The sequence below is a fragment of the Pseudomonas sp. MIL19 genome (assembly GCF_028680365.1).
In the GTDB taxonomy this organism is placed as follows: domain Bacteria; phylum Pseudomonadota; class Gammaproteobacteria; order Pseudomonadales; family Pseudomonadaceae; genus Aquipseudomonas; species Aquipseudomonas spirodelae.
In genome coordinates, this window is sequence record NZ_JAPPVG010000015.1 from 1 (window position 1) to 13,093 (window position 13,093).

Sequence of the window (13,093 nt, forward strand, 5' to 3'; positions counted from 1 at the left end):
CGAATCGTGTTGCGCGCCAACCCGGTGCGCTTGGCTATCTCATGCAGCGACAGCTTGTCGCGGAAATACATCCGGCGGATTTTGCCCATCATTTCCATACTGATCACCCTGTGTTCTCCTGCTCAAAAATTGAGCAGAAGCAGTTGAACACCTGGGTCAGTTTTCAGTCGGCAGAACAGCCTCTACTGGGTCAGTTTTCGGTCAGCGGCAACAAGCCTGACAAGCCGTTGTGATCAATCTCCTGCATCAGCGCCAACAAGCGGCCGATTTCACCCTGAGGGAACCCTTCGCGGGCGAACCAGTTAAGGTAATTACCAGGCAGGTCGGCGAGTAAGCGGCCTTTGTATTTGCCGAAGGGCATTTCACGGGTTACCAGCAACAGCAGATCTTCGGGCTTCATCAGTCACTCGCGAGGTGGCATGTGCGCACTCTGGTTGGGCGCGCATCAGGCCGCAAATTATGCCGTTCGGCTTAGACCCAGGCCAGCGCCTACGCCAGTGGCGCAAACTCGGGTAAGCTGCGCGCCCGTGTTTATCGACCCAAGGTTTGCCCCAGCATGATTATCAAGGCACTGCGCATCGGCCTCGGCCAGTTGATCATCTTCTTCGACTGGATCAGCCGTCCAGCCAAGCTCAAACGCACGCCAGAGGCTCAAGCGGCAGTTGAACAAAGCGCCGCCAATCTGGCGTTGTATCAATTCCATGCCTGCCCGTTCTGCGTAAAAACCCGCCGCACCCTGCACACACTCAATGTGCCGGTTGCTCTGCGTGACGCGAAGAACGACGCCCAAGCGCGCAGCGACCTGGAACAGCAAGGCGGCAAGATCAAAGTGCCGTGCCTGCGTATCGAAGAGAACGGCCAGAGCACCTGGCTGTACGAGTCCAAGGCAATCATCGCCTACCTTAACGAGCGCTTCGCCGCTGTCTGATCAGGTAATCGGGGCCGCAACGGCCCCGATTAATCCATTAAGGCTGCACAGCCTGTAACTCGCTTGCAACGAACTGGCTGCCCTGCTGCTGCGCAACAAAACTCACCTTGTCGCCGACCTTGAGCCCCTCAAGCTGAGCGGCGTCCTGCACCTTAAACACCATGGTCATCGGCGGCATGCCCAGGTTGGCCAGTGGGCCGTGGCGCAGCGTCACCTTCTGGTTGGCCGTATCAATTTTGCGTACTTCACCTTGGCTGGTGGCCGCCGCACTGCTAGTGGCGGGCGCGTCAGCTTGCTCGCTGGCCATGACAGGGCCGGCCAACAGGCTGGTTAGGGCGATAACACTGAGTCGTTTTTTCATCGTTAATCCTCTTGCTTGGTTAAAGGTTTATTCGGCCAACACGCGAATCTTGCCGACCATGCCAGCCTGGTAATGGCCGGCGATCAGGCAGGCGAAATCAAACTCACCGGCACGATTAAAGGTCCAGATGATTTCCCCGCCCTGGCCCGGCCCAACGTGGGCCATGTAAGGCTCGTCGTGCTGCATACCGGGAAATTTGGCCATCATCGCGGCGTGCGCATCCAGATCGGCCTGAGTGCCGAGCACAAACTCGTGCATTAACTGGCCCTCGTTGCGGTGCACAAAGCGGATGGTTTCGCCTTGTTTGATCTGCAACTGATCAGGGCTAAAGCGCATCTGATCGCTCATGCCAATCTTGATGGTGCGCGTGACCTGCTCACGATCACCGGCAATGCCCCAGGGCTTTTGCTCCTTAACCACCATCATGCTGTGCTGCATAGCATGCTGGTCGCTGTGAGCCAGCACCGCGCCACTGGCCAGTAAGCCAATCAGAGCCAGCGCCAAGGACAAAGGTTTTATCTGCTGCATTAATCCACTTCCTCTTAAGTACGAATTCGACTGGGCGCGGCTAAAGCAGTACACCGCCCGGCCCCGCCCACAAACTTTTGCGTCTCAATGTTCGGCATGGCTGCCGGGCTTACGCACCTGTACTTCAACCGGCTCAGCGAGCGGCTGTTTAAGCGGCATCGACTGCCCACCTGCGGCGGTTGAGCGCGCCGGTTTGGCCACCTCACCGGTCCACTCATACGCCACGCTGCCGGCGGGGTGTTTGAACCAGCCAGGGTCGCGGTAATCACCGGCCGGTTGGTCTTTGCGCACCTTAAGCATGGTGAACATGCCGCCCATTTCCACCGAACCGAAGGGGCCGTCACCGGTCATCATCGGCGCGGTGTTGGCCGGCAGCGGCATCTGCATTTCCGCCATATCAGCCATGCCGCGCTCACCCATCACCATGTAGTCAGGGATGATTTTGGCGATCTTGCGTGTCATTTCACGGTGGTCCACACCAATCAGCGTCGGCACGTCATGGCCCATGGCGTTCATGGTGTGGTGGCTCTTGTGACAATGAAACGCCCAGTCGCCCTCCTCGTCGGCGAGAAACTCGACCTGACGCATTTGCCCCACAGCGATGTCGGTGGTGACCTCCGGCCAACGCGCGCCCACAGGTGTCGGCCCACCATCGGTGCCGGTCACCTCGAACTCGTGGCCATGCAAATGGATGGGGTGATTGGTCATGGTCAGATTGCCGACACGCAGGCGCACCTTGTCGTTCTGCCGCACCACCAGCGGATCAATGCCGGGAAAAATGCGGCTGTTAAAGGTCCACAGGTTGAAGTCGAGCATGGTCATGATTTTTGGCGTGTAAGCGCCCGGCTCGATGTCATAGGCATTGAGCAAAAAGCAGAAATCCCGATCCACTTCGCTGATCAGCGGGTGATGGCCCTTGGGGTGGGTGACCCAAAAGCCCATCATGCCCATGGCCATTTGGGTCATTTCGTCGGCATGCGGGTGGTACATAAAGGTGCCGGGGCGGCGTGCTTCGAACTCGTAAACGAAGGTTTTCCCCACCGGAATCGCTGGCTGGGTCAAACCCGATACGCCGTCCATGCCATTGGGCAGACGCTGGCCATGCCAGTGGATGCTGGTGTGCTCGGGCAATTTGTTGGTGACGAAGATGCGCACCCGATCGCCCTCCACCACTTCAATAGTCGGTCCCGGCGATTGGCCGTTGTAGCCCCATAAATGGGCTTTGTAGCCGGGTGCCAACTCGCGCACCACAGGCTCGGCGACCAGGTGGAACTCCTTAACGCCGTTGTTCATGCGCCAAGGCAGCGTCCAGCCATTGAGGGTGACCACCGGGTTGTAAGGACGACCGTTTTGCGGTTGCAGCGGCGGCATGGTGTCGGCGCTGCTTTGCGAGACCGCCTCGGGAATGCTCGCCAGTGACACCCGGCTAACCGCCGTGGTGGCGACAGCGGCGGTAATGGCGCTGGCACCGAGGAAAAAATCACGTCGTGAAACCATGGGAATAAGTCCTTAATCAGTGCCCAGCGGGCTCGTCGGCAACGGCTGTGGTCGCCACAGTGGAGGGCAAGCTCGGCGCACCCTGCATGGCCATCTGCAAATCTGCGTTGACGATCCAGAAGTCGCGCTGCGCCTGCAGGTAACCATCGACCGCGAGGATCTGCTTGCGCGCATCAGCCAGTAGCTCAAAGGTGCTGATAAACATGCCGTTGTATTGCAGGACGTTTTCCTCGGCGATGCGCGCACGCAGCGGGAGCACCTCGTCGCGGTAATGCCGGGCAATGTCATGGCTGGCCTGGTAACCCAGATAAGCCTCGCGCACTTGCGAGCGCGCATTGATTGCCGTCTCGGCAGCACGGTTGAGCATTTGCCGGTACTGCGCCTCGGCCTTGGCCACCTTGGCCCCACTCCAGTCGAATAGCGGCAACTCGACGCTGATCTCGTAGCCACGCTGAGTCGGCTCCTGATTGGAGCGGTTATTCACCACACCCAGCTCCAGCACATTGATAAAGCGCGTGGTTTTGCTCAGCCCCAAGTTGCTGGCCAGACGCTCAGCATCCAGGCGCACGGCCTGAATATCCAAGCGCTGACTCATGGCCAGGCGCTCAACATCGGGCAATGGCTCGGCCGTTGCCGGCAATTCCGGCAGGCGTTCAGGTAAGCGAAAGTCGAGCTGCTCGCCCCACAACCCGAGCAAGCGGGTTAACTGCTCGCGCGTCTGCACCCGCGCCTGCTCGGCGCGGATCAGGTTAAGCCCGGCATCGGCATAGAAGCTTTGCTCCTGCGCCTGCTGCAGCAGGCTGTAATTGCCCACTGCCACCAAGCGCCGCACCAGCTCGGCACCCGCCTCCGCGGAGTCCACCACCTGCTGCATAAAACCCAGGCTTTCCTGCGCAGCCACCGCGCGGTACCAGGCTTTGCGCGTTTGCGTGGCCAACTCGAACAGTGCCAGGCTGGTCTGGCGTTGCATCTGTTCGAAGCGCTTGGCTTCCATACCCGAGGTCAGCGGCATGGCAATCAAGCGTGCCAGGTTGATATGCAACCCGCGCTCGTACTCCACCTCGCTGCCTTTTTCCAAGCGCCCGAAGGAGAAGCCAGGGTTAGGGATACGCCCCACCTGCACCCGCTCCGCTTCGCTAATACCCAGCGCATCGAAACTCGCCTGCAGGCCACGATTATTCAACAAGGCAACCTGCACCGCCGCCTCGACGCTAAGCGGCTGCGCGAGTAACTCACTCACCCGTTCGGCGACCTGGCTGCGTTGCTCGGGGGTTTTCACCCACGTCACCTGCTTGTCCAGTTGCTGGCCTGCCTGCTCGACTGCCGTGAAGCCACCATCCGGGGTAAAGCTTGCGCAACCACCGAGCAGCACAACAACGGCGCACAGCCCAGCCCGCACAACCTGTGAAAAATCACTCATGGGACATTCCTCCATGCTGGCTATGCGGGTTAGTCGCCGCTGGCTCAGCAGATGGCATGGCCGCGTTGTCGGCGGGCTGCTCCCAAGGCTCCTGCGCATAGGTACGCCAGCCGCCGATGCGAGCAACCCGCTCATTGGCCTCGGGCCAGTCACTCAGCGGTTGCTCACTAAAACCCTGGTAGGCCTTGAGCGGTGATTGATAGTGCAAGGCCGGTGTGACGGCCTCGCCATTGAGCGGGTCGGGCAGCTCAGCCCAGCTGCGCAGTGGCAGCATCAGCAACGCCAAGCAGATCAACGCCTGCCGGCGAATTAAGGGAAAACGCATCATCAAATACTCTCGCGTGCAACGGCGCGCCTGCGCAGAACAGGCGAACACCGGCGAATAGCTCAATACGCGTCGTACGGGCCATAGCAATCGCTACAGCGGGCAGATCAACGCGCGGTTTGGCTTAGGCGAGAAACAGGCGTGGGGGCCTATCGGGGGTTTCGGCGATAAAACCGACAAACTGCTGCAGACGAGCCAAGGACGGCTCAGCGGCATGTTGCGGCGGACTGGTGACGACAACGGCGCTCAACGCCACCGCACCGACACAAAAAGCGCAGAGGCTGCACAGACTGTTATCGCTGGTGGGGGCAGTATTACTGGTCTGGTCGTTGGTGTGATGCGCGCGGGTGGCAGAGGCCTCAGTAGCCTGAGTCATCTGCATCGCGCCCGGATGATGCGCAGCCATTTGCGGATCAACCTGGCCGGCTGCGCCGCTCTGCTGCGAAACCGCACATAACTGCATGCTTATGGCGGCCATGCTCTGCGCCGGGAGGGCGAGCATTAGCATCCAGATCAGGGCAGTACGCAGGGTTTTGGACATGGTGCGAGGTGGTCTTCAGCACAGGTGGTGAAGCGGATTATCCACCCAATGCATGATTTGTCTATGCCTCATATGGGCAAACGCCCACCCAGCTGGCTATGATCGGGCCATGACCAGCACCCCTCCGCTGCGCCAACCCTGCCCTCCCGGCGTCTGCGACTGCGGCCGCGAGCAGCTGTTGGATACATTAGGCAACGACTTGCGCATCCTGCTGCTGACCCGCGCAGAAGAAAAGCGCCTGTTTGAGCGGCTGGAAAACCTTGAAAGCCTGAGCGACCTGGAAAAGATGCAACGGCGGCTGCACGAACAACTCGGCATCCACCTGACAGTTGCACCGGGCTTTAACGAAGTACGCAGCATGCGCGGTATCGGCATCCATATCGCCGAGCTTCCAGGCCTGTGCCGCAAAACCCGCCAGGCCATCCCCACCGCCATCCGCCGCGGCCTGGAAAAACGCCCGGAAATTGCCTACAGCCTGCTCAACGCCCACGACCTGTTTCGCGACATTTGACCGCCTGCGCAAGAGCACGGCAGCGGCGACTCGTGCAGCTGTGTTTAACCGACGGTTCAACGCCGCTGTCGGTCTTATTTTTTAAGCGCGAGCGCCTGGAGTGCCGCGCGCATTCTTCTGCTGCAGGATCATCGACGCTTCGTTATAGGCATGCTGGAAGGTGTCGCCGCCGATCCACTCAACTGCCGTGTCTTCGTCTTCATCATGGAAGATCCCGCGATAGGTGATCAGCAGGCCCATCATAAAGTCGGTGGCGGCGTCTTCCGTTTCCTCAGCGACCACCAGCTCCAACACCGGGTATTGCAGGAACACCAAGCACATCGCCAGCAGGCTGATGCCTTCGGCGGCTTTCATCGTTTGGAACAGATCGTCGAAGTGCGCCGGGTCGAAGCCGTTCTCTTCGATGTCTTTGAAGTCGAAGGTGCTGAGGTCAATTTCGACATCATCGAACGGCTCGTTGATCAACGGATTGGCCAGCAGCGGATGCACCACATGGGCTTTGGACTGGCCCGAACGGTTCTGTTTAGCCTTGGCTTTAGCCCGCCGGGCACGTTTTTGCTGTTTATCTGGGGAAGCCATGGAGGCGAGGTCCTTGTACGGTGCAGCCATTGTTATGGCCCGGGGTAATCGGGCGCACAGTGTATTCAATCTTGGCGCGGGCGACGGGCAAAACGCATGGATTTATTTTCCGCGCTGAACCTGCGTAGCCGCCCCAAAGCCCAGCACAGTTACAGAGCCAGCCAATCGATGCGGTCGGGGCGTTTATCAATCAGCGGCTCATGCACGCGGCAATCCGGGGGCCTGAGCGAATGCCTCGGCAAGATAATCGATCATCAGGCGCACCTTGGCCGGCGGGCGACGGTCCTGCGGATAAACGGCATAAATCCCCCCAGGGGCATAAGGCGGATGGTCGAGCGGCAGGGCAATCAGTTGGCCGTGCTGTAGCGCGTCGGCCACGATAAAGTCCGGCTGATAAATCACCCCTTGGCCCGCCACCGCAGCGGCCAGCAGCACGTCGCCATTATTGGCAGCAAGATCACCCCTGATCGCCACGCGCACACTGCCATCGTGACCAAACGCCCATTCTTTGCCACCGGCCCAGGACGACAGGGTGTAACCCAGGCAATTATGCTGGGCCAGCTCGGCCACGCGGCGGGGCACGCCGTGGTCGTCGAGATAACGCGGCGCGGCACAAACCAACATCGCGCAATCACCCAACTTGCGTGCCCGCAATGGGCTGTCGGCCAATCGGCCGATACGCACGGCCAGGTCCCAGCCGCCATCAACCAGGTCTACCCGGCTGTCGGTCAGCCCCAGCTCGATATTCAGCGCCGGATGCCGCCGGTTAAAGGCCGGCAGCAACGGCGCGATGAAACGACTCCCGAACGACAGCGGCAGGCTCATGCGCAGCAAGCCGCGGGCCTCGACCCGTTGCGAGGCGACGCTGGCTTCGGCTTCGTCGATCTCGGGCAAAATGCGCAGGCAAGCCTCCAGGTAATCACCGCCGGCCTCGGTCAGGCTCAGGCGACGCGTGGTCCGGTGCAGCAGTTTGACCCCCAAGTGATCTTCTAGGGCATCCACATGTTTGGTGGCCATCGCCGGCGATATCCCCATCTGCCGGCCCGCAGCCGAAAAGCTGCCGGCGCTAATTGTCCGAACGAAGATGCGCATGCCAGTGACACGGTCGAGCATGTCTATTTCCTCCTATTAGCAGGAAGTGAACGCATTATTTGATGGATTATCAATGTAAATGATTCAAGCGATACTCTCTGCACCTGAATTAACCGTGCGGTAAGTGACCATGACCACTCACAACAACACCCGGATGCCGACGCTGTTCGTGCCCCATGGTGCGGGGCCTTGCTTCTTTATGGACTGGAGCCCGCCCACCGCATGGAACTGCATGGCCGACTTTCTGAAAAACCTGGCCGCCACCCTGCCCGCGCGCCCTACGGCCATCGTGATGGTCTCGGCTCACTGGCTGGAGCCGACATTCAGCGTGACCAGCGGCGCACAACCGGCACTGATTTACGACTACAACGGCTTCCCTGAGCATACCTACGAGCTGACCTACCCGGCCCCCGGTGCGCCCAACTTAGCGGCGCGTATCAGTGAGCTGCTCGGCCAGGCGCACCTGCCCGCGCAACAGCACCCCACGCGGGGCTTCGATCACGGCATGTTCATCCCGCTCAAATTGATGTTCCCGGGTGCCGACATTCCCGTGGTGCAACTGTCCCTGCGCCATGATTTAGACCCGCAAGTGCATCTGCACGCCGGACGCGCGCTGGCCTCGTTGCGCGACGAAGGCGTGCTGATCGTCGGCAGCGGCATGAGCTTCCACAACATGCGCGGTTATGGCGACCCACGTTTCGGGCCGATTTCCGAGACCTTCGACCGCTGGCTGGTCCAAGCGGTTGAGTCCCCGCCGTTGCAACGCGAGCAAGCACTGGTCGACTGGGCACAAGCGCCCTCGGCGCGGTTGTGCCATCCGCCGCGTGCCGAGGAGCACCTTTTGCCGCTGATGCTGGCGGCAGGCGCGGCCGGTGACGACGCCGGCCACTGCATCTTCACCGACCACGTGATGGAAACCGCACTGTCGGCCTTCCGTTTTGGCTAGTTTCAACAGGAGTTACCCATGATCATCAACCTTTCCGGCAAAACCGCGATTGTCACCGGCTCCACAGGGGGGATCGGCCTGGCCATTGCCAAGGGGCTGGCCGAAGCTGGCGCGAGCGTCGTCATCTGTGGCCGCCAACAGGACCACGTCGATGCCGCGCTGAACCAGCTACGCCCTACCCAGGCCGGCGCTCAAGCGCGCGGCGTGGTCGCCGACCTGGGCACCGCAGAGGGCTGCCAGGCGCTGATCCGTGCCGAGCCGCAGGCCGACATCCTGGTCAATAATTTGGGGGTTTACGGCGCCAAAGCGTTCTTCGACATCAGCGACGAGGACTGGGAGGATATCTTCCAGATCAACGTGCTGAGCGGCGTGCGTTTGGCCCGCCATTACGCCCTGGGCATGCAAGCGCGCGGCTGGGGGCGGATTCAGTTCATCTCCAGCGAATCCGCGCTAAACATTCCCAGCGAAATGCTCCACTACGGCGTCAGCAAGGCCGCCCTGCAAGGCCTTTCGCGCGGCCTGGCCAAGGTATTGGCCGGCAGCGGCGTGACCGTCAACACCATCCTGCCGGGGCCAACCCGTACCGAGGGCGCTATCGCCTTTATCGAAAACATGGCGCGCGAGCGCGGCGTGTCTGCGACAGAAATGGAAGCGCTGTTCCTCGTCGAAAATCGCCCATCGAGCCTGATCCGCCGCTTTGCCAGCCCCGAGGAAGTCGCCAACCTCTGCGTCTATGCCGCCTCGCCCCAGGCCAGCGCGACGACGGGTTCAGCCTTGCGGGTCGAAGGCGGTATCGTCGAAAGCATTGCCTGACATTCGCTCGCCTTCGTCGCGCAGCCGCCGACGAGGGCGAACCTAGAGGAGCTTTAGCATGTTGAGTTCTACTGCACAGATCACCACAAACAATCCGCAACGACTGATCACCCGCCTGTGTAAGCACTGGAGCCACAAGTTCCCGGTCAGCTTTGACGAGCAGCGCGGTGAAATTCAGCTTGGCCTGGGCCCCTGCGTGCTTGAAGCCCAGCAAGGCAGCTTGCATGTGCGCGTGCAGGCCGCTGACAGCGAGCAACTTTTGCGCCTGCAAACAATCGTAGGTGAGCATTTACAACGCATGGCGGACGCGCCGTTACCCGAATTTACCTGGGACCGGCAGGCGCCGTGACCTTACCCGTAGTACAAGGAGAGCAACATGAATGATTCAGCCCAGCGTTATGGCGGTATTTCTCGGCTTTTGCATTGGGCCATGGCCCTGTTGATCGGCTGGCAACTGCTCAAATTGGGCGACCGCATTAATGATGGTGAACATTGGATCGGCCAGACCCTGGTGCCCTGGCATGTTTCCATCGGCAGCCTGCTGCTGATACTGATCGGAGTGCGCTTGCTCTGGGCGCTGAGCCAGCGGCAACAACGTCCGCAGCCTGTCGGCCCAACTGCGCCGCTGGTCAAAGCCGGGCATGGCCTGCTCTATGCCAGCATGCTGCTGATGCCCCTCACCGGCCTGTGTGTGATGCTCGGCAACGGTTACGGCCTAAAGGTCTTTGGCGTACAACTGCTCGCCAAAACCGGCCTGAAAACCGACTGGCTGATCAGCCTCGGCAACCTGCACTCGCCACTGGCTTGGCTGTTGCTGGCACTGGTGGTGGGTCATATAGGTGCGGCGCTGTTTCACCACTTCATCAAGAAGGATGACACGCTCAAACGCATGGCCGGCTAAGCCAGCCAACACGCTTTTTGCGGGGCAGATAGCGGTTCAATACGTGAATGGTTGAGTGATGGTGAGCGCAGGGGTAACCCTAGGCGCTCACCATCAACAGTCGCTGAAGTGAAACCAGAGCGTGTAACCGCCCAAATAAACCCTGCTATGGGTTCCAAGAATCTCAGCGCAAGGAGCGACAAGCTCAACGCAACGCCGAACTCATGCGGCTAACCGGGCGTTTGATGCCCGCCCCCAAGACCATCACCAGCTTTCGACAAAACAGCAGCAACGCTATCGCGACGTCTGCCGTCAGTTGGTTTTAATCTGCCAGCCGTTGGGTATCCGCTCGCCATCGATGGCAGCGTGATCTGCGCAAGCGTGGTCTTGTAAAGAACATCACGAGAAACACGTCCCCCACACCCTCGCGCACTCTCTTTCGATTTTTGCTGTTTCAGCCGCAGTCTTTATGGCCGTATTCGGTTCGCCCTTACGACTTTGCCGGCGTGCACCCGATCGCCCGCTCGATATTGTGTTTGCACGCCAGCAGCGCCTGTTGGAATTGTTCGCTGCGCGACACCATGCGCGTCGAGGGGGCGACTATGGCAATGGTGTAGCGCCCCAGATAGGTATCCAGCAACACGGCAAAGGAACACAGCCCCTCGATGTACTCGCCCCGGTCAACCGCGAGCCCGCATGCCTTGATCTCCACCAGTTGCTCAAACAGCGCCTCGCGCGTCAGGGTCAAGGGGGTGAACACGGGCAAGGGATCGGGCAGTAAGGCGCGCACCGCCTCTTCGCTTAACTCGGCCAGCAATAGCTTGCCACTGGCGGTGGCGGTCGCTGGCGCGTTGATGCCGATGGGGAAGACCACGCGCAATTCGCGCTCGGCAACGATGCGATCCAGCACATAGGTTTTATCGCCGGCCAACGAAGACAGGCAAGTCGACTCCTGGAGCTGTTCCGAGAGCGCGATCAGGTGGGGCCTGACCAGCGAAATGATGTCCGTCTGCGCCTGATTGATCAGTTGTCCGAGCGCAGGACCGAGGCGAAAGCCGCCGCCAGGCCCCAACGCTTCGACGAGTAGCTCCTCTTCCAGGGCATTGATGATGCGCTGCACCGTCGAGCGCGGCAGGTCGACGACCTGAGCGATGGCGGCGAGGCTCAACCCTTGCGGGTGGTTGCCCAGGGCTCGCATCACGGCAGCCGCTCGGGCAATCACTTGAATGCCGACGTGCTTGCCGCCTTCGCTGGCTTGGTCAGTTTGCGTCATTGGGTCCTCTCTTATTCTGTGCCTACGCGCCATGCGTGCCGCCGCCATTGTCCAGCGGACCTGCCGTAGATGCCAGCTACAACGCTGACCGGCATCCCGACTGCCACACCTATACCGGACAGTAAGGGCGTACTTGCTCGACACCAGCCAGTTTTACCTTGATTGGGATTAACCGCATAGTGATACACTAAACCATATTGCGATACATGACCTTTGTGCGTTCCAAGGAGATAAACAGGTGAAACACTCAAAAGCACTGCGTGCGCGGCAGATACTTCCCCTGACGGCCCTGCTGCTGTTGGCCGGCTGCTCGGAAGGTGAACCGGTGGCCAGTGCCCCGCCAGCGCCTGAGGTTGGCGTGTATACCCTGCAGGCAAAGCCGCTGACCCTGACGACTGATTTACCGGGCCGGACCTCGGCCTACCGTATCGCCGAAGTTCGCCCGCAAGTCGCCGGTATCGTGCAGCAGCGCCTGTTCACCGAAGGCTCCGAGGTCAAGAAAGGCCAGCAGCTCTACCAGATCGACCCGCGCACCTATGAGGCCGTATTGTCTAGAGCAGAGGCCAACCTGGTGACTGCCCAGAACCTGGCCAGGCGTTACGAGCGCCTGCTCAAGACCAACGCGGTCAGCCGCCAGCAGTACGACGACGCCCTGGCAGCCTGGAAGCAGGCTCAGGCCGTGGCTCAGGTGGCGCGCATCGACGTGCAGTACACCAAGGTGCTGGCGCCGATTTCCGGGCGCATCGGTCGTTCTGCGGTCACCGAGGGCGCACTGGTAACCAACAGCCAGGCCCAGGAACTGTCCACCGTCACCCAACTCGATCCGATCTACGTCGACGTCAACCAGCCGGTCACCAAGCTGCTGGAGTTGCGCCGCGCGCTGGAGTCCGGGCGTTTGCAGCGTTCCGGCGAAGACCAGGCACAGGTCAGCCTGACGCTGGACGACGGCAGCGCTTACCCATTGCCGGGGACCCTGAAGTTCTCCGAAGTCAGCGTTGCCCCCACCACGGGTTCGGTGACCCTGCGCGCCGAGTTCCCCAACCCGGATCGCAAGCTGCTGCCTGGCATGTTTGTGCATGCGCTGCTCCAGGAAGGTACCCAGCAGGATGCGATTCTGGTGCCGCAGCAGGCGGTGAGCCGCGATACCCGTGGCGTACCCAGTGTCTGGGTGGTCAAGCCGGACAACAGCGTCGAGCGCCGTGAAGTCGAAACCCTGCGCACGGTTGGCAACGCCTGGTTGATTGGCAAGGGCGTAGCCGACGGCGAACGCGTGATCACCGAAGGCACCCAGCGCGCTCGCAACGGCATCACGGTCAAGCCGGTAGAGGCAACGAACGTCGAACTGGTTGCCGAGTTCGGCTCGAAATCCACTGCCGCGGCCAACTGAGGAGCTAGAGGT

17 protein-coding genes are annotated in these 13,093 nt (G+C 60.8%); 7 read left to right on the forward strand and 10 right to left on the reverse strand.

Features of this window, described 5'->3' with window-relative positions; all coding sequences use genetic code 11:
* Positions 1–190 precede the first annotated feature (190 nt).
* Positions 191–400: a DUF3820 family protein gene (locus tag N1078_RS11715; protein ID WP_274088359.1), complete on the reverse strand. Its 210-nt coding sequence runs from the start codon at positions 398–400 to the stop codon at positions 191–193.
* 156 nt (positions 401–556) lie between these two features.
* Between N1078_RS11715 and N1078_RS11720 the strand changes: the two genes are divergently transcribed.
* Entirely contained in the window at positions 557–928 is a 372-nt protein-coding gene (locus tag N1078_RS11720; RefSeq protein WP_274088360.1) for a glutaredoxin family protein, read from the forward strand.
* Between the two features lie 37 nt (positions 929–965).
* Here the strand turns inward: N1078_RS11720 and N1078_RS11725 are convergent, their stop codons facing one another.
* The 6 genes from N1078_RS11725 to N1078_RS11750 form a co-directional block, all read right to left on the reverse strand.
* Positions 966–1,289, reverse strand: coding sequence for a copper-binding protein (locus N1078_RS11725; RefSeq protein WP_274088361.1), 324 nt, complete (start codon positions 1,287–1,289; stop codon positions 966–968).
* A gap of 27 nt (positions 1,290–1,316) precedes the next feature.
* A complete protein-coding gene (locus N1078_RS11730; protein ID WP_274088362.1) occupies positions 1,317–1,817 on the reverse strand; it encodes a cupredoxin domain-containing protein in 501 nt (166 codons plus the stop codon).
* Between the two features lie 84 nt (positions 1,818–1,901).
* Complete coding sequence (locus N1078_RS11735) at positions 1,902–3,314, reverse strand: multicopper oxidase family protein (protein ID WP_274088363.1); 1,413 nt, start codon at positions 3,312–3,314, stop codon at positions 1,902–1,904.
* A gap of 16 nt (positions 3,315–3,330) precedes the next feature.
* The gene (locus N1078_RS11740; protein ID WP_274088364.1) at positions 3,331–4,734 is read right to left on the reverse strand and encodes a TolC family protein; all 1,404 of its coding nucleotides are present in this window, start codon (positions 4,732–4,734) and stop codon (positions 3,331–3,333) included.
* Positions 4,727–5,062, reverse strand: coding sequence for a hypothetical protein (locus N1078_RS11745; RefSeq protein WP_274088365.1), 336 nt, complete (start codon positions 5,060–5,062; stop codon positions 4,727–4,729). Before N1078_RS11745 ends, N1078_RS11740 begins: the two co-directional genes overlap by 8 nt.
* A gap of 121 nt (positions 5,063–5,183) precedes the next feature.
* Positions 5,184–5,600 (reverse strand): hypothetical protein, encoded by a 417-nt coding sequence (locus N1078_RS11750; protein WP_274088366.1) that lies wholly within the window; start codon positions 5,598–5,600, stop codon positions 5,184–5,186.
* 109 nt (positions 5,601–5,709) lie between these two features.
* Here N1078_RS11750 and N1078_RS11755 point away from each other — a divergent pair, with 109 nt between their 5' ends.
* On the forward strand, positions 5,710–6,111 hold the full coding sequence (locus N1078_RS11755; RefSeq protein WP_274088367.1) for a hypothetical protein: 402 nt from the start codon (positions 5,710–5,712) through the stop codon (positions 6,109–6,111).
* An 81-nt stretch (positions 6,112–6,192) separates the two neighbouring features.
* Here N1078_RS11755 and N1078_RS11760 read toward each other — a convergent pair whose 3' ends face one another.
* The gene (locus N1078_RS11760) at positions 6,193–6,690 is read right to left on the reverse strand and encodes a hypothetical protein (RefSeq protein ID WP_274088368.1); all 498 of its coding nucleotides are present in this window, start codon (positions 6,688–6,690) and stop codon (positions 6,193–6,195) included.
* 198 nt (positions 6,691–6,888) lie between these two features.
* Positions 6,889–7,803, reverse strand: coding sequence for a LysR family transcriptional regulator (locus tag N1078_RS11765; protein WP_274088369.1), 915 nt, complete (start codon positions 7,801–7,803; stop codon positions 6,889–6,891).
* Positions 7,804–7,912: 109 nt separating this feature from the next.
* Here N1078_RS11765 and N1078_RS11770 point away from each other — a divergent pair, with 109 nt between their 5' ends.
* The 4 genes from N1078_RS11770 to N1078_RS11785 are packed head-to-tail and all read left to right on the forward strand — an operon-like array spanning position 7,913 to position 10,442.
* Positions 7,913–8,728: a DODA-type extradiol aromatic ring-opening family dioxygenase gene (locus N1078_RS11770; RefSeq protein WP_274088370.1), complete on the forward strand. Its 816-nt coding sequence runs from the start codon at positions 7,913–7,915 to the stop codon at positions 8,726–8,728.
* A gap of 18 nt (positions 8,729–8,746) precedes the next feature.
* Entirely contained in the window at positions 8,747–9,541 is a 795-nt protein-coding gene (locus tag N1078_RS11775) for an SDR family NAD(P)-dependent oxidoreductase (protein WP_274088371.1), read from the forward strand.
* A 58-nt stretch (positions 9,542–9,599) separates the two neighbouring features.
* Positions 9,600–9,890: a DUF2218 domain-containing protein gene (locus tag N1078_RS11780; protein ID WP_274088372.1), complete on the forward strand. Its 291-nt coding sequence runs from the start codon at positions 9,600–9,602 to the stop codon at positions 9,888–9,890.
* A 27-nt stretch (positions 9,891–9,917) separates the two neighbouring features.
* Positions 9,918–10,442 (forward strand): cytochrome b, encoded by a 525-nt coding sequence (locus N1078_RS11785; RefSeq protein WP_274088373.1) that lies wholly within the window; start codon positions 9,918–9,920, stop codon positions 10,440–10,442.
* Between the two features lie 469 nt (positions 10,443–10,911).
* Here the strand turns inward: N1078_RS11785 and N1078_RS11795 are convergent, their stop codons facing one another.
* Positions 10,912–11,694 (reverse strand): IclR family transcriptional regulator, encoded by a 783-nt coding sequence (locus N1078_RS11795; RefSeq protein WP_274088374.1) that lies wholly within the window; start codon positions 11,692–11,694, stop codon positions 10,912–10,914.
* A 238-nt stretch (positions 11,695–11,932) separates the two neighbouring features.
* Here N1078_RS11795 and N1078_RS11800 point away from each other — a divergent pair, with 238 nt between their 5' ends.
* Positions 11,933–13,081, forward strand: a complete 1,149-nt coding sequence (locus N1078_RS11800) for an efflux RND transporter periplasmic adaptor subunit (RefSeq protein ID WP_274088375.1) — start codon at positions 11,933–11,935, stop codon at positions 13,079–13,081.
* Positions 13,082–13,093 lie beyond the last annotated feature (12 nt).